Below are 17,098 nucleotides of genomic sequence, written 5' to 3' on the forward strand. Positions count from 1 at the left end.
ATCATTTCTTTTATAAATGTTAAAATATTTTAAATTAGATAAATGCTTTCCACCCATTTTGGTTATTTTAAAGTCTTAAAGGGTAAAATCAATATTCACATGAAAATATTAAAAACCATAGGATTGTTTTTGTTATCGGGTGTATGCCTGAATGCTCAGGAAGCGAAGGAAGTTCCCTTCGATCCGTCGATCCGACACGGGGTTCTGCCCAACGGGATGAATTATTATATCAAACACAATGAAGAGCCCAAGGAGCGAGCCTCTTTTTATTTTGCACAAAATGTGGGATCTGTCCTGGAAAAGGAGTCCCAGCGGGGCTTGGCCCACTTTCTAGAGCACATGGCCTTTAACGGTACGGAACACTACCCGGAAAAGGGCATGCTGGAATATCTCGAAAAGAATGGTATAAAATTCGGTTCAGAGATCAATGCGTTCACTTCCTTCGATGAAACGGTATACAATATCAGCAAGGTCCCGGTGACCAACCCCAAGCTGCTCGATTCTGTCCTGTTGGTCCTGCACGACTGGTCGGGATATCTTTCCCTGACGGATAAAGAAATCGATGCGGAGAGAGGAGTGATCAACGAAGAATGGCGTACGCGGAACACTCCCGGTTTCAGGGTGGCGGAAAAAGTATGGACCGAAGGGGTAATGAAGGGGGCTGTATATGCCGAACGTATGCCCATCGGGCTGATGTCCGTGGTCAACAATTTTAAATACGACGAATTAAGGGATTATTACAACAGGTGGTACCGTCCTGATCAGCAGGCTGTCATAGTCGTAGGCGATATCGATGTAGATGCCATGGAATCGAAGGTCAAAAGGGTGTTTTCCCCCATTCCCCTCAAAAAGGACCTCCCCGAACGAAAAGCCTTTGATATTGCCCTGAACGGGGATATTACCTTTATCGAGTCGCTGGACAAGGAGATCGGGAGTGCTACTATTGAATTTATAGTCAGGAACAAGGCCAGAGATTTGAAAGGTTATGATCACGAGGATGATGCATTGATAAAAAACGTGGTTTCCTACATATTAAATAATAGGATCAGGGAACAGACGGTTAAAAAAGAGTGCCCTGCACTATCAGCCAGTTATTCCTATTCGAATTTTGTAAGGCCCCTCGATATCATGGGCCTGTACATTCAACCCAAGACCGGCAGGGAGCTGGAAAGTTTTGAATTTGCCCTGACCGAACTTTTGCGGTTTGTAAGATACGGGGCTACGGAAGGCGAACTTCAACGCGCAAAACTGTCCATCAAAAACAGTAGCCTGTCCTATTTAAAGAACAAAGACAAGATCAGTAGTGATACCTATGCCAAACGTATTTACAATCACTTCTTTACCCAAAACCCTTTACCTGATGTAACCTGGGATGTAAACTACACGGTAGACCGCTTAGAGACCATCACCAACGAGGATCTTTTAACATATATGGCAGGCATTTACAAAGATAAAGAGAAAGATATCGTCATGGCTGTCAAAGGTACTTCCGGAAAAACATACCCGGGCCGGGACGATTTCGTTAAAGTCTTCGATCATGTAAATACCCTGGAGCTAAGCCCATATAACGACAATACTAGCAATAAGCCTTTGATTGCAGAAGACCTCAGGGAGCAACGGGTGGTAAAGACCACGGAGATCCCCGGGCTTGATGCCCGAAAATATGAATTGGACAACGGGGCAACGGTAGTTATTTTCCCGACCCCGTACGACAAAGACCAGATCTACATGAAGGCCCATAGCGCCGGGGGAAGTTCCCTGCTCTCTAAAGACCTTCTCCCTTCTGCGGATGTAGCTACCTATGTGGCATCTCAATCCGGTCTCGGGGAATTCGACAAAATAGCACTGGGCAAAAAACTGGCGGGAACCAATACTTCATTGGGGCTCGGCATTGGTGAATTGTCCGAATCGCTGTCGGGGAACAGTACGAAATCGGATATCGAGGTGTTGTTCAGGAAAATCTACCTCAGTTTCGAAGCTCCCAGGTTTGATATGGAAGCCTATGAACTGGCCAGGGAACGGTTTGCCAAGAACCTCGAACGGAAACAAAAGAATAAAAAGAGTGTTTTACAGGATTCCATGTCCCTGGCGTTGACAGCCCATAATGAGCGGACCCTGCTGTTTAACCGCGAATTTATCGACCAGATAGACCTGGAGAAAATAAAGAAGGTTTATGATGACCGGTTCCGGGGGATCGATGATTTCACCTTTGTATTCGTAGGGGATATCGACGAACAGCAGTTGTTAAAACTGGCCCGGAAATATATCGGAAATATAAAATCCGGTCAGCGGAAAGAAGCATATGTAGACCACAATTACGAACCTGCCGGGGGCAAGACCATAGTTCGGGTATCCGAAGAAATGGAAACTCCGCAGGCAACGGTCAATATGATTTTTAAGGGGAACATGCCCTATGACGTTGAGAACGGGATAAAAGTCTACATGACCGGACAATTGATACAGAAGAGCTGCCACGATGTAATCCGGGAAGAAGAAGGAGGAAGTTATGGTGTAGGCGCATCAGCCTCCTTAACAGATATACCGAAAGAACAATACACCATGTCGGTACATTTCGATTGTAACCCGGACATGGTCGATAAACTGGTTAAGGTTGTTTATAACCAGGTCGGGAAACTTTCGGGAACCATCGATGCCGAAGACTTCAGGGAAGTTAAAGAATCGATGATCAAGGCCCGCAAAGAAGCTGTTAACAACAATGGCTACTGGATGAATATACTGACTTCCCATGTTTTTTACAACAGGAAGATCCGAACATTGGACGAATATATCGATACGGTCAATGCAGTAAGCCCGGAAGACATTAAGGAGACCGCTCGCATCATCTCGGAAAATTCCGATGTGGTCGAAGGGGTGTTGACACCGAAAATTTAATCTCGCTAAATGGAGTTAATTTTCCAACGCCTGCCCTGAATTTGTCTGTGCTGCACCTGTCGAAGTTTCGAAGTCTGCATCGAAATGCGCCGTATTAGAACTTGTCTAAGGAAATTAAGGAGAGGCTAAAAAGAACTGTAATTCATTATGCTGAACTCGTTTCAGCATCTCATCATGCCTATCGGACAATTGTGGTGTGAACCTGATTTCAGGTTCACACCACAATTGTCTTTTGTCATTTTCAACCCCTCTCCGGGCTGTCTTTCATAGCCATTTACAGAGCCTTTATAAATTCTCCACAAGAAGTATACAATTTGTAGACGCTTTGTAGACACCTTTGTAAAGGTATGTAGTCGCTGTGTATGCGGTTGAAAATTGTTCATGGATTTTCGGCGTTCTAAATTTGTTCCTGAAGTTTTAACCGGAATCATTAAACATAAAATCAGGAAAATATGAATGCCAAAACCATTTCAATCGTATCGTATATTACCATTATCGGATGGATCATTGCCTATGTACAGCACAAAGGAAGTGAACAGAAGAGCAAACTTGCCTCCTATCATCTCGGGCAAGGCCTCGGGGTGATCATTTTTGCCGTTATCCTGAGCATTGTCATTAACATCCTTGTCAGGGTGGCCCCCGCTTTGGGAGGTATTTTCTCTCTGGTTGGTCTTTTACCCCTTATTCTGCTCATTTTCGGCATTATTGCCGCGAATAATGAAGCCTTGAAACCGGTGCCGCTGATCGGAAAGTTTTTTGAAGGGAAGTTTAATTTTTAAACCTTACTGTATGACAAAAAGAGATTTTTTTATCCTGCTTATAAAAATGTTCGGGCTGTATTCGGTGGTAACTACGCTTTTTTCGGTATTACCGGGGAACCTTCCGTTTGCAATAATGGGCACCGATACGTATACAATCATTCTGATCGCCGTTACTGTCCTTATAGCCATTGGGCTCTTTGTGGCCCTGATCTTTAAATCGGACAGGATCGTAACACTGCTGAAACTCGATAAGGGATTTGATGAAGACAAAATCGAACTGGGAAATCTGAAACCGGCCGATATCATTAAAATCGCCGCATTTATAATCGGGGGACTGCTGGTCCTGGACCATCTCCCTTCATTTTTGATTTATTCTTTTTTTGCATTCAGATCACATATGGCAGGAGTAGCATCCGGAGCACCCGACAGGTTCAATTGGATCATAAGCGGACTGAATGTAATTATTGGTTTTTTGCTTCTGACCAATTACGATTTTATTGCAAACAAACTAAAGACCGGGAATACCGGAAAAAACGAGAACAGAGATCAATAAACCGAATGTGAGCACCCCGTTAATTGATCAGTGATTAACTTAAAACGAATAACAAATAATGAAAACAATGAATTTTTTGAGAAATACAGCAATTTTTGCTCTTATAGGCCTGTTGATCTTTTCCTGTAGTAAGGACGATGACAACAATGACATCCCGCCGCAACCCGAAACCGGGTATTTTGTCGATACCATTACGCTAAGAGAAGCAGACGGTAATATTATATATTTTACAAACTTTCAGTACGACAGTATCAATAGGCTCATTGGTCAGGCTTTCGCTGAGGAAGATGGCGACATCGATCAGTTGGAGTACGAATACAACAACCAGGGACAAATGACCGGGTATAAAGTAAACGGCTACTTGTTTTACGGCTTTGAATATGAAAACAACAGGATCACCGGAATAGTGGAGTATGATATTGATACGGACGAGGTTATTGATGAACTCCCGGTTACATTTTCCAACGGCATCTATTCGGTTGATGGCGTGGAAATATGCAAAATAGATGCACAAAACCAGCTCCTGGAAATCCGGGGCCTGGACATCGCATTTTTGTATGGAGAACAAGAGGGGGTACACCGGCACCTGGATCCCGTTCCGGCCCGGTATTTGATGCGCGAGATAGACTATGTGCTCGCGGATCTCACGCTTTCCGGACTGGAACTAAAAGGCTGGACCGAAGAAGGTACATTGGCCGTTTCCACAGAAAACGTCCGGAATAAAGAAGGGCTGATTACCAAAGTAATAGCCTATAACCCCTCCGGGGAAGAGCTCTTTATCTGGGATATCGGATATAAGGAACGGGAGTTGGTGGAGTGAAATGGACAGTATTGAAAATAGTGAAGTGCCGTGCGAATCAGGGGAATAGCCATATTTGTTGTCAGTATCATTCTAGTCTTTTTAGGCGGAAGGTGGTTTATCCGTCATCTTAAAAAGGAAATTGATACATCATTTGAGAAAAAAAGAATTCCGCTCTTTTTCCTCGACCATATTGATTTTGATGATGGCGATTACGTATTGATACTGGAAATAAAGGATAAGGGGAAATTCTGGATAGAGGACGAGTCCTTGCTTAAAGCCAATCGGGAGAAACTAAAGATCGACATTAGTTTAATAAACTATTTGCCCGGCGAGGGGTATCGGGGTTATGGCGCCATGTTATTTAAGAACAGGCAGGTTGAGAGAAGCAGGCACGGTGGTGTATTTAATGCGTTCGAGTACGGCAGCCTGCTCGAAAATGCCCGGCCTTTTGACAGTGTTGCCGTGTTGGAAGATTATTATGATACCCGTGAAAACCTGGAAAAACTGGACCTGGCATCCCTGAAAGATGATCCCGGTGTTTACGGCCTGCAATTACCGGAATTTAACGATGTGGAATATGACCATAGGCTGAAAGTGACATTTCCTTCGGTGGCTGTTCCGGCTCATTACGATCCTGATGATGTGTACCATCGACCGATCGTTTCCAATAATTTTGATAAAGATGCTTTTGGCCGGACCATGTACCGGCAAATAGAAGAAGAATTGCAGAAATTACCGCTTTCTCAATACACGCTCTCAAATAAAACCAATAGGAATACCTGGAATTCGAGCAGACAGGGAACATATGCTGTTTATAGAAATACCGGCGGATATGTAAGGGGCGATAATAATGGTGCTATTCAGGTTTCCGGTTTTATACTGGAAAACTACGAAGTAGAGATTCTTTGTGATAAACAAAGCCTGGAAATACTGAAGCAACACGATTGGGAACGCTATATTCCCGAAAAGATACAGAACCACACCGCCTTGAAGGAGTCATTGCAAAAAGAACTGCAAGATAATAAGATCGCGCCAAAAAACATTATTCCGGAAGGATTTCAGGAAACGCTGCAAACAGAAGGCTTTCCCTTTCAACAACGGTACAGTTTGCGTTTTATCAGAAAAAAAGTACAGGACAGTGAACAGACAGGGCCAAAAGCCATTATCCGGTGATCCTGAATACAAATATGGTTATATCCACCACATAATCTCCCAATGGCAGAACCCGGTAAAATTAAGAGCGGCTTACATTTGGTATGTTATTCCGAATAGAATATACCGGGGCAATACTACATATTGATAGGTACCCATAAAAGCATCGGAGAATTGATCCCTCCTGATGCTTTTGGTGTTCAATATATTAGCAGCTGAAATTTGGAATTCCCATGGACTGTCATCGTGCTGGTAATACAGGTCAATATTTAAGAATTCATAGGAGCTCTTCGTAGTTCCGCCCCTGTTCTTATAAACGTTATACTCATAATCAGCCAGCAACGTAAAATATTTTAAAATCCCCCATTCCAGTTTTGCAAATGGCTGATGGGTTATAAATTTATTTTTGATGTCAGCTCCCGAATAGGTGTTGAATATTTTTTGAAAGCCTAATGTTACATTGGGTAGCTCACTAAAATTTGTAGTTGCCGAAGCCTTGTAGTTTTGAATTAACGAGGTATTGGTGTTTTGAATCCCTTCAATGCTATTGTGATATTTAGAATGAGAAATATTGGCCATGATATGGAATCGCATAAAAGTGTAACGCTTGTCATAGGATCCGGAAGCCGATACGATTTCATTGGCGCTGTTGGCATTAATAACGGTCAATAAGGAATTATTACCGGAATAGGTCACATCATTTAAAATATCATCAAACTTTTTTTGATAATTAAACCTCATATTGATGTTTTTGTGATAGAAAGAATCAAACAAATTATAGCTTAGGCCCAGTTGATGATAATAGCCGTAATTGAGTTTTTCATTCCCCTGAAATAAAATGTTATATCCTTGTATAGTGGTTCCTAAAGCGAGTTGTGAAATTTTCGGGAATTGGGTTTTCATATTGTAATTCAGGGAGATGCTTTCACTGCGTTTAAAATTAAACCTGGCATAAAAATCTGGTAACAGGACATGTCTATCGGAAGTAAATGTCTTGTTTAGCTGCCGGTTTTTCCATTGATAATAATGATAAGAAACACCCGGGATCATGATAAGCCTGCCCAATTTCGTTTTGTAACGGGCACTTATAAAAACGTCATTCACCCGAAATTGCACATCGTTGTTCCAGGCATTGCCTTCAAGCTTTGTGGGGTTGTTTTCTGCAACCCGGGAAATATCCGAAACAAGGTTTTGATGTTGATTTTGAATTCCTCCGGTGATATTGATATGATTTTTACCGTTTAAAATGCGGTAATACTTAAATATACCACTCCAATTACGGGTTACCGTGTTTTTTTGTTGTAACAACTCATGTGTTCCCTTATCCGTATCGGGGAATATCCCGGGAAAGGAGGGCTGGGACGTCTGTAAATGATATAAAGGGTTTAGTTTGCTGTACCTGTGATTTAATTCTAACGAAAAAATATGATGCACATTTTTGGTCAAATATCCCCTGAGCGATTGTTCCATAATGAGGGGGCGTTGATGATCCCGTTCTTTAACAGCATTTTCCACGGTGTTAAAACCGGACAAACGCTGATTGAGCTGGGTGGCATCTGTGGATTTTAAAAACCCGTCATAGCTTATATACACATCTTTCTTAGGCGTAAATACCGAAGAGATTTTAGCAATGCCGGAAACCGTCCGTTGATCTGTATCGGAATTTACGGCTTCGGTGACATTTCCGTCATCCCTTAAATAGGTGTGATGCGCCAGGGAATTTATGATAGTTTTAATTTTCGAAGCGATACCAAATCCGGAAAAACTCCATTTCTTACCCGGAACATAAGTAAAATTGAAGGCTCCCAATTGTGTTATTAATTCTTTTGCCCTGTTATTTTGCATAGAAGCCAGGCCAATATCATTGTTTTCAGATAAAAAAGTGGTGCCGGATTTTTCAGTGATATTTTTTATACCGCTATTAAATTTCAGGTAATCTTTAAAAGAAAAGCTACGGCTCCCTGTGTTGTTTAAGTCTCCGATAAAATTCAGATTTGCTTTTGAAGTGTAATAAAATAGGTTCGGATGGAAGGTATATCGGTCTTCAAGGCCTCCGCTTGCTTTTATATCTCCGAAAAGCATATTTTTCTTTCCCTCTTTCAGCCTGATGTTAAGCGCCAGGTTTTCTTCATTGTCCAATCCCTTTAACGGAGAAACTTCGTTATAGTCCTGTACTACTTCTACTTTATCTACGGCATCGGCGGGAATATTTTTAGTGGCCAGCTTTGTATTGCCATCAAAAAACTTTTTCCCTTCAACCAAAAGATTATTTACTTTCTTGCCCTGTACCTTAACTTCACCGCTTTCATCGATCTCAAAGCCCGGGAGCTTTTCCAGTATATTTTCGAGCTTTCGTTCTTTTCCGTTTGTAAAAGCATCGGCCTTGTAAATAATGGTGTCCCCGGAAAGGGTTACAGGCATTTTCTGTACCACTTCAACACCGTCGAGCTGATTTACATTTTCATAGAGTACAATGTTTTTTATAATTCCCGGATCATCTTCCTTTATCGTAAAAACCTCTTTGCTTGATCTATACCCTAAATAACTGGCAGATAATTCATAAGATGTTCCCGTCTTTCCTTTCAGGACAAACCTGCCCTCGTAATTGGTCACGGCATACGAGACTATCGCCCCCGTCTCCGGGTTCTTCAGGAGTACATTGGCCATTTCCAGGGGTTTGGAAAGAGAGTCTTTGACCATCCCTTCTATGACTACTTGCTGGGCAAAAGAAATGTTGGCGAACAGGAGAACAGCAATCGCGAGATATTTCATTTTATCCCTTGGTTATTGTAATACTTATACCCGATGACTTTTTATTTCCTGATTTTTTATGCATTTTCTGCATTTCCTGATACTTGTCCTGGCGTATTTTTTTCATTTCTTCTTCATCGACCACTTTACCTTTATCCGGAACCGGCAAATCTACCGCCTCGTCTTTAAGCACTATCCGGTCGCAAATCATGGTTTTGCCGCCATCGTGTATTTCCAGGATCAGCCCGGGGAGTCCCCAGTAAGAGTCAGGACCGTTATTTACGGGGATCTCGGGCGTATACCATGCCGTTACAATGACTTGTTTTTTTACTGTTGAAGGTTGTTCCTCTTTTTTATTTCCCTTTTCTTTATCCTTATCTGTATGGACTTTCAGAAAGTCGGGTTGTTCGGTTTCTTTAATGTAAGTGGCCTTGTAGCAGGTGTAATTTCCTATCTTTTTTGTTTCATCTTCCAGGCGCCAGTTGAATTCCGGGAGCGAATCGCGGATTGAAAATAGTTTTCCCATAAAATCATCCTGCCTGATGTACGATCGGGTTGCGGTGTTTTTGTACAACATCTTATCGCCACCCAGAGAAACTGCCATGTTATTTCCGGAAGAAAGGTTTACATTCATGCTTTCATCCTGTTTCCACAAAGAGGCTTGTGACGTGAACGTTAAGGTAAATTCCTTGTGAAGGGACTTTTTAAATTGTTTTGTTATTTCTTTCTTTCTGGCTTCGGTCATGCCTGTGCCCGAAATTTCGATCTTCCCTTTTTGTTTCGTTTGGTAATGTGCTTCCCCACTAATTTGCTGAGCATTTGATTTCGATTGAAAAACGATCAGAGCAAGTATAAAAATCAAGGTTCTCATATCATTGTGATTTAATAATTATGCACTCAAATTTGAGGGAATGCCCGGTATTTATGAGTTAAGTAGTGTTAACGAGTGTTAACCGAAATGAGATAACTGAAAATTAGTTACTATTTTTAGCCTGGATCATTAATTATCGTCTTTTGAACAATACCATCTATAAAAACTTGATTTATAGTATTGCCCTGACAATTCTGGTTACTCTGGGGATTCAGGGGTATTGGAATTACAAGAATTATACGGTGTTGAAACAAACTTTTGCCAATGATGTCCAGATTGCCCTGGATAATGGTGTTGAGACCTATTACGCCAATATTACCAAAGATGATGTATTTACTTTTTTCAGGGATAAAAATTCTGAGAAGAGCGAAAAGGGGATTGATAATTTTGTCGCCGATGTGCTTCCCCCGGGGAAAACGGGCGATACGGCACCTAAAAAAAAGATCAGATTAAATTCACTGGATCCCGACAAAATATCATCGGTTACCGTCTATAAAGATCGGAAGCAGGATTCGGTTAAAAACCTTAAAAATCTTACTGCGAGCATTGTAGTGTCTATTACCAGGGATTCACTCTTGTTCGATGATTTCAATAAGGCCCTTAGCCGGGAACTGGAGCGAAAGGACCTGGATATCGATTATAATATTGTCCATTTTAAAAGTGATACTGTTTATAAAAAATATGAATTGAGCCCGGATAGCGATTTATCCATGGCTACTTTTTCAAAATCTACATATTTACCTAAGGGAGATCAGATAGAACTGCAATACAGCAACCCCGTATTGCTTATTTTAAAACGTGGTACCACCGGTGTTTTGTTATCTTTTATACTTTGTCTCTGCATCATAAGCTGCCTGCTGTATTTATTATATATCATTAAAAAGCAAAAGCAGCTTGCCGAAATAAAGAACGACCTTATAAGCAATATAACACACGAGCTTAAAACGCCTATTGCCACAGCGACCACGGCTATTGAAGGTGTCACAAATTTCAATCCTGAGAATGATTTCAATAAAAACATGCGTTACCTGAATGTCTCTAAAGAGCAACTGGGTAAATTGTCATTAATGGTAGAAAAGATCCTGGAAACGGCCACTTTAGACAGCGATAAGCTCCTGTTAAACAAAAAAAAGGTCAATATTGACGGTTTAGTGCAAAAGTGCTTCGAAAAATATCAAATACTGGAGACCGGCCGAACGCTCGAATTTCATTCCGATATTAAAAATGTGATGTCGGATGTCGATGTTTTTCATCTTGAAAACGCTGTGTGCAATTTAATTGACAACGCCATAAAATACGGCGGTGATACCATTGAAATTTCCATGAAGCAGCAAAACCAGATCGCAAGTATCTGTATTGCCGATAACGGAAACGTCATTCCCAAATCCCAGCAGCAAAAAATATTTGATAAATTTTACAGGATCCCTACGGGTAACCGGCACGATATAAAAGGCTTTGGCATCGGTTTGTACTACACCAAAAAAATTATAGAAAAACATAACGGAACGCTTGCCCTGGAACGCATACACGATAAAAATACATTTATCATTAACCTGCCAATTTTACAAACATCATGAATGATAAGATCAGTATTCTCTTAGCGGAAGACGAAATGGTCCTTGGCCAGATCATAAAAGAAAGCCTGGAAACCAGGGATTTTATTGTAACTCATGTTGAAGATGGTGAAAAAGCGTTTAAAAACTATCAAAAGGAGGCACCTGACCTGTTGGTCCTCGATGTTATGATGCCGAATAGGGATGGTTTTACCCTGGCTAAGGAAATTAGAAAAACAGATAAAACCACACCTATAATTTTTTTAACCTCAAAATCCCAGACACAGGATGTTATTGACGGGTTTCAACACGGCGGAAACGATTATTTAAAAAAGCCTTTTAGCATGGAAGAACTTATTGTTCGCATTCACGCCCTGCTGAATAGGGTTCAACTCCAAAAAGACCTGCAGCATATTGTCATAGGCAATTATATATTTAATTATCAAAAACAATCCTTAAACTTTCAGAATATTAAAATTAATCTTACCCATAGGGAAACACAGTTGCTATATCATTTACAACAACATAAGAATGAAATTCTGGACAGGTCATTTATTTTAAAAAAGCTATGGGGAGATGACGACTTTTTCAACGCGAGAAGTATGGACGTTTTTATAACCAAACTCCGCAAGAAACTAAATAAAGACGATAGTATTCAGATCATCAACGTCAGAGGATATGGTTATAAACTGATAGATTGAATGATTTTAGGACCTACTATTAAGGTTAAATTCCCCGATGCTTTGTGTCAAAATGATCATACTATAAGATGACTTTAGTATAAAATATTTATACTGAGTTATCTGAAAAAACTTCTGTTATCGCAACAAGTAAGTAGGAATTTATTTATATATTTACTGGGAATTAACCCCAATATACCCCATGAAAATATCTATACCAAGGCCCTTCTGGCCGTTTCCGTCCTTTATAAGCCCTTATGCAAAAGAGGTACATGAACACAATACACAATGGCTTCAGCAGTATAATTTATTGCCGGATAAAGTAACCTATGATCAATATAAGGGTCAGCGTTATGGCTATATGACATCCCGTATGTACCCTACGGCAGGCAGAGAGGTCTTATTTGCCATAACCGATTTTTTTTCTCTTATGTTTTTATTGGACGATGGCCTGGACAAAAAAGTAAGCAGCAAAATGTCTGAGGTGAAAAGCAGGCAGGCTTTGGAGAAATTTATATCCACTTCGGTCACTGTGATGAATAGTCGCAAAGAGATCCCGCTGCAACCGGGGAAAGAGATATTTTCCGCATTGGCAGATTGTTGGGTGCGTTTGTGTGCTTTTAGCGAAAAACAGTGGCAGGAAAATATGATCCGGAGCTTTGCAGATACTTTTAATGCCGCGGTCTGGGAGTTAGAGAATGTAGCCAGGGGATACTGTCCTACTTTAGAAGAATATATGAAGTACCGCCCTTTATTTGCAGGGACAAATATAGCTACCGATACCTCTGTAATAGCCTCAAATATCCAATTGCCGGAAGAAATTATGCAATATCCCGCCATACAAAGACTGGTGGCACTGGCCCGGAACCTTGTCAGCTTTGCGAACGATATGTTTTCCCTGGGTAAGGAGGTAGCTCAGAACGCTTCGGATGACAAGCACAACCTTGTCCTGGTCATGCAGGAAATGTACGGCCTTAGCTTTGAAGATGCCATTTTAAAGGCTGCTGAATTTCACGATGAACAGGCACGGGAGTTTCTCTCGTTATCTTCTGACCTCCCTGTCTTCGAAACCAGTATTGACAGAGAAGTATCGCGCTATGTTACCGCCCTGACCTATTTTGTAAAAGGTAATATAGATTGGAGCGAAAATGAGACCACACGCTATACATTTTCTTATAGCGAATGAGGGGGCCGAAGGCATAGTTTTCCCTGAAAAAACAAAGAATAGTCTGAAAAGTGTCTTATTTTATATGACTGTCACCCTGGTTACAGTCGATCGGTATTGTCCGTAAGTTCATCAAGACCAATCGATCAGAGGCCGGGATGACAGCCTGAACACTTTTCAGATACCCATGGTCTATTCTGCCTTTATAAAGGCCCCTTCGGTATCAAACAACAAATCGGTATCATCCGAAATTTCAACTTCATATCCGTAACGTTCTTTGTCAATTCCCTCGATAAAGAGCGGCGACGGATAATTTTCCTGCGTATAGTTGAGAATAGCTTCCGGGATCAGGGCACCGGGAAGCTGTTGATGGTTCCCGTCGATATCCGTCCATTTTCCGTTTTCGTCAAAATCAAGGGAAAAACCATTGTTTAACTTTACTTCATACAAAGTCCCGTCATCATCAGCCACTGACTTTTTGATCGTGTAAACGGCTGCCGTTCCCGGAAAATGGGTATCGATCAGATATTGACTGTCCTGGGGCAGGTCAGAATAAGCAATGGAAGTCTCATCATCGTCTTCATCTCCATCATGGTCTTTATCCTCCGAAATAAAATTCCCATTCAGATCAAAATATAAGTCTACATCGTTAGATAATTCAACTTCATAACCATTGGGTTCCAGGTCAATTCCTTCAATGAAAATGGGATCGGGATAGTTTTGCCGCACCTCATTCAAAATTGCAGGCGGGATCAGGTCATCCGGAACGGGCTGACCATTTCCTTCGATATCGGTCCACTCGCCATCTGTATTGAAATCAATTTCAAAATCATTGCTCAGCCGGGTTTCATAAAGTGTTCCGTCGGCCCCCGGGGTGTTATTTTTTATAGCCCGGGTTATGGTCGCCCCTTCAAAATGGGTTTCAATCAGATCTTGGCTGGTTGCTGGGACATCGGTAGCATTGATGTTGTTATTATCATCATCGTCATTGCTGCAACTGGCAAAAGCACCTGCTATTGCCAATACAGCCAATCCTTTTAAAAAATGTTGTTTCATGGTATATGTCTGTTTAAAGTTAATCGTCTATTCGTATAAATTTACCATCCGGGGTAAACTCCAGTTCGAGCCCGTTAGAGATTTCCACGTCGTATTTCCTGGAATTCTTTTCTATTTGGGTAATTTTCTGTCCTGAAAAATTCTGATCGATATACTGTTTTATTTTTTGTGGAACAGGACCAGGGGGGATGGGGTTGTGATTCCCGTCAATTTCTTTCCAGTTCCCATCCCCGTCAAATTCAATTTTTGCGGCATTGTCCAGCACCGCTTCGTATTCTGTTTTTACCATATAATCGGTATCCCTGGTGACCTGAATGACTTTTTGGGCGGAAAAGTTCTGGCTCAGAAAATCCAGGGCCGGTTTGGGAAGTTCTTCTTTAGTAATGATGCTGTCCTGGGCATTTACCCGGATGCCGCATGCCATTACAGCTACGACCATCATAAGGCCGTACATATTCGTTTTCAGTTTCATCGTATTTGATTTTTAAATTAACAAGACAAATTTGCGGGGCAATTCTGGAAAGAATTAGGAATGATCCTTAACTATAATCGTATAAACATATAGCACAGCTCCCGGTAGTACCGCTTTCCATGACGAAAAAAGTCCCTGCTGGATCAAACCGGATTCTTTGTGCCTTCGTGGCCATAAAAAACACAAAGTAACCTGTTGTATGTTTATCATCCGGTTAATTTATTGATAATGGCAAAACCTCCTTATTTTTGCAGTAATGCCCCCCGGAACAATCAGAACAATGAGAGATATAAAAAACAGGGAAGATGTCTTTACACTGGTATCTTCCTTTTACGAAGCCGTCAGAAAGCACAAGGAAATAGGCCCGTTCTTTAATGAAACGATCTCCGACTGGGACGAACATCTGGAAAAACTCACGGATTTCTGGGAATCCAACCTGTTTCACCGGGCCAAATACAAAGGTAACCCCCGGGATGCCCATATCGGTGTGGACCAAAAGTCCGGTCATGCCGTAGATATTAAACATTTCGGGGAATGGCTGAGACTGTGGTTTACAACCATAGACCGGCTTTTTACCGGAGAGCTGGCCGAAAGGGCCAAGAACAACGCCCGGAAAATGTCTACCCACCTTTATCTTGAAATTTATAAACACCGGCCGGAGAATACGCAAAAACACTGATCCCGGGATACCCTCTTCCAAATGATGCTGTCCGGAAAAATACAAAAGACGGGACAAAAGATCATTTTGCGGTTCATCAGGGAAAGTTTAAACGGGTTCAATATAAAACAGGCACTGACAAGCGATGGAACTGAGAGAAGCAATATCCGACAGCGATTATAAAACGGGGACCGTACTTTTCAGGGAATACGCCGCCGGGATCGGTGTGGACCTGGAATTCCAGGATTTCAACCGTGAGATCGAAAATATCAGGGACCAGTATTCAAGGCCCGATGGTGTACTTTTTATAGCATATGATACCGATCAGAGGCCAATAGGCTGCTTTGCCATAAGAAAACTGGACCATGCGACATGCGAACTGAAAAGAATGTACCTGCGAAAAGAAGCACGCGGCAGGGGATTGGGAAAACAATTCCTCAACACTTCCGTACGCCTGGGAAAAGAGCTGGGCTACAAAAAGATGCGGTTGGACACGCTCCCGGATATGCAGGCGGCGATCGGACTCTATAAAAAAGCGGGTTTTTACGAAATAGAACCTTACCGCTTTAACCCGGTGCCCGGAGCTATATATATGGAGATCAAGCTGAAGTAGGATACGTGCCGCAGGCCCGGGAATGAAGGCCTGCGGCTGTGATTGGATTTGCCTATAAACTTTCGATAAAACGAATGTACTCCCGGGCGCTTTTGTCTATCCTGTCTGCCGTGCCGTTGTGTTCTGCACCATAGAAAGCGAAGAGCGATTGATAACTGGCCCGGATATAATCAAAAGTGATCTCGAAAGGGGCAGTGAGCTGTTGCAGGGTGTATTTGTAACGTCCGGAAGTGTGGTAATCCTCTTTGTTCACGCCTGCCGTGATGCCCAGGGCAATTTTTTTCCCGGCAAGTTTATAGGGACTGCCTTTGCCGTAAGCCCATCCGTGTACCAGTACTTCGTCGAGCCATTTTTTGAGCAGGGGCGGGCAATTGAACCAGTAGAAGGGAAACTGGAAAACGATCCTGTCAAAAGTTTCCGCGAGCTGCTGCTCTTTGGCGATGTCGATCTTTTCGTCGGGGTACTGACCATACAGGTCGTGTACCGTATACCGGTCGGGATATTTTTTTAATTCTTCGATCCATCTCTTGTTGACCCGGGAATTTTCCAGTTCCGGGTGAATAATAATTACCAGGGTTTTCATTGTGTTTTTTCAACTTTTGATAATGATTAAACAATAGCGTGTGCAGGCCTGAAATACAGGCCCTTTTTCAGGATGTAAAATTATAAAAGTAACTATATATTTGGTATATTAGCAACTTATTGTGTGGTACTAACAAAAATGTAAGTATGGGACAGATCAAGAAAACCTCTACCAATTACGAAAACCGGCAGATACTCGATTCGGAATGCGATGAGATCTATGCCGCAAATCTTATCGGCGGGCGGTGGACCATAGCCATATGCTGCTATCTGGCGGATGGAAAACTGCGTTTCAGCCAGTTGCGTAAACGAATGCCCAATATTACTGAGCGTATGCTTACGCTGCACCTGCGGAAGATGGAGGCGAACCGGCTCGTAAAAAGAACGGTCTATGCCGAAGTCCCCCCAAGAGTGGAATATGAACTGACGGAAAGCGGGCAGCAATTGATGCCGATACTGGACCAGTTGAGGTCGTGGGGGAGGAAGCATAAACAGAAAACCCAAACCTACTCCTGATGAGCTTGGTATAAGAGGCTT

General features: G+C 42.0%; 16 protein-coding genes. 11 read left to right on the forward strand and 5 right to left on the reverse strand.

The genetic code is table 11. The annotated features are described in order from the left end of the window. Positions 1 to 99 precede the first annotated feature (99 nt). The 5 genes from KN811_RS00540 (at position 100) to KN811_RS00560 (ending at position 6,181) form a co-directional block, all read left to right on the forward strand. On the forward strand, positions 100 to 2,892 hold the full coding sequence (locus KN811_RS00540; RefSeq protein WP_187965273.1) for a M16 family metallopeptidase: 2,793 nt from the start codon (positions 100 to 102) through the stop codon (positions 2,890 to 2,892). Positions 2,893 to 3,344: 452 nt separating this feature from the next. After that, positions 3,345 to 3,671: a DUF4870 domain-containing protein gene (locus KN811_RS00545; RefSeq protein WP_187965274.1), complete on the forward strand. Its 327-nt coding sequence runs from the start codon at positions 3,345 to 3,347 to the stop codon at positions 3,669 to 3,671. Between the two features lie 10 nt (positions 3,672 to 3,681). Continuing rightward, a complete protein-coding gene (locus KN811_RS00550) occupies positions 3,682 to 4,206 on the forward strand; it encodes a hypothetical protein (protein ID WP_187965275.1) in 525 nt (174 codons plus the stop codon). Positions 4,207 to 4,273: 67 nt separating this feature from the next. Then, positions 4,274 to 5,026 (forward strand): hypothetical protein, encoded by a 753-nt coding sequence (locus tag KN811_RS00555; protein ID WP_187965276.1) that lies wholly within the window; start codon positions 4,274 to 4,276, stop codon positions 5,024 to 5,026. A 30-nt stretch (positions 5,027 to 5,056) separates the two neighbouring features. Further along, a complete protein-coding gene (locus KN811_RS00560; protein WP_187965277.1) occupies positions 5,057 to 6,181 on the forward strand; it encodes a hypothetical protein in 1,125 nt (374 codons plus the stop codon). 72 nt (positions 6,182 to 6,253) lie between these two features. Here KN811_RS00560 and KN811_RS00565 read toward each other — a convergent pair whose 3' ends face one another. Both KN811_RS00565 and KN811_RS00570 read right to left on the reverse strand, forming a co-directional pair. Next, a complete protein-coding gene (locus tag KN811_RS00565) occupies positions 6,254 to 8,932 on the reverse strand; it encodes a carboxypeptidase-like regulatory domain-containing protein (protein ID WP_187965278.1) in 2,679 nt (892 codons plus the stop codon). 1 nt (position 8,933) lies between these two features. Next, positions 8,934 to 9,782, reverse strand: a complete 849-nt coding sequence (locus tag KN811_RS00570) for a GLPGLI family protein (RefSeq protein WP_187965279.1) — start codon at positions 9,780 to 9,782, stop codon at positions 8,934 to 8,936. A 245-nt stretch (positions 9,783 to 10,027) separates the two neighbouring features. On the opposite strand from KN811_RS00570, the gene KN811_RS00575 reads away from it, so the two are divergent. From KN811_RS00575 to KN811_RS00585, 3 genes are all read left to right on the forward strand, one after another. Next, positions 10,028 to 11,359, forward strand: coding sequence for a sensor histidine kinase (locus tag KN811_RS00575; RefSeq protein WP_187965280.1), 1,332 nt, complete (start codon positions 10,028 to 10,030; stop codon positions 11,357 to 11,359). Next, a complete protein-coding gene (locus KN811_RS00580; protein WP_187965281.1) occupies positions 11,356 to 12,036 on the forward strand; it encodes a response regulator transcription factor in 681 nt (226 codons plus the stop codon). Before KN811_RS00575 ends, KN811_RS00580 begins: the two co-directional genes overlap by 4 nt. Positions 12,037 to 12,217: 181 nt before the next feature. Further along, complete coding sequence (locus KN811_RS00585; protein ID WP_187965282.1) at positions 12,218 to 13,201, forward strand: terpene synthase family protein; 984 nt, start codon at positions 12,218 to 12,220, stop codon at positions 13,199 to 13,201. A gap of 171 nt (positions 13,202 to 13,372) precedes the next feature. Here KN811_RS00585 and KN811_RS00590 read toward each other — a convergent pair whose 3' ends face one another. Next, positions 13,373 to 14,236, reverse strand: coding sequence for a PepSY-like domain-containing protein (locus KN811_RS00590; RefSeq protein ID WP_187965283.1), 864 nt, complete (start codon positions 14,234 to 14,236; stop codon positions 13,373 to 13,375). Positions 14,237 to 14,255: 19 nt separating this feature from the next. Continuing rightward, the gene (locus KN811_RS00595; RefSeq protein ID WP_187965284.1) at positions 14,256 to 14,708 is read right to left on the reverse strand and encodes a PepSY-like domain-containing protein; all 453 of its coding nucleotides are present in this window, start codon (positions 14,706 to 14,708) and stop codon (positions 14,256 to 14,258) included. A gap of 280 nt (positions 14,709 to 14,988) precedes the next feature. Here KN811_RS00595 and KN811_RS00600 point away from each other — a divergent pair, with 280 nt between their 5' ends. After that, positions 14,989 to 15,387 carry a group III truncated hemoglobin gene (locus KN811_RS00600; protein ID WP_187965285.1) on the forward strand — a complete coding sequence of 133 codons (399 nt, stop codon included), beginning with the start codon at positions 14,989 to 14,991 and terminating at the stop codon, positions 15,385 to 15,387. A 124-nt stretch (positions 15,388 to 15,511) separates the two neighbouring features. After that, entirely contained in the window at positions 15,512 to 15,979 is a 468-nt protein-coding gene (locus KN811_RS00605; protein WP_187965286.1) for a GNAT family N-acetyltransferase, read from the forward strand. 52 nt (positions 15,980 to 16,031) lie between these two features. On the opposite strand, the gene KN811_RS00610 is transcribed toward KN811_RS00605, so the two are convergent. Then, positions 16,032 to 16,562 (reverse strand): NAD(P)H-dependent oxidoreductase, encoded by a 531-nt coding sequence (locus KN811_RS00610; protein WP_187965287.1) that lies wholly within the window; start codon positions 16,560 to 16,562, stop codon positions 16,032 to 16,034. 146 nt (positions 16,563 to 16,708) lie between these two features. Between KN811_RS00610 and KN811_RS00615 the strand changes: the two genes are divergently transcribed. After that, a complete protein-coding gene (locus KN811_RS00615) occupies positions 16,709 to 17,077 on the forward strand; it encodes a winged helix-turn-helix transcriptional regulator (protein ID WP_187965288.1) in 369 nt (122 codons plus the stop codon). Positions 17,078 to 17,098: the final 21 nt, after the last annotated feature.

It is taken from the genome of Sinomicrobium weinanense, assembly GCF_018863395.1.
GTDB lineage: Bacteria > Bacteroidota > Bacteroidia > Flavobacteriales > Flavobacteriaceae > Sinomicrobium > Sinomicrobium weinanense.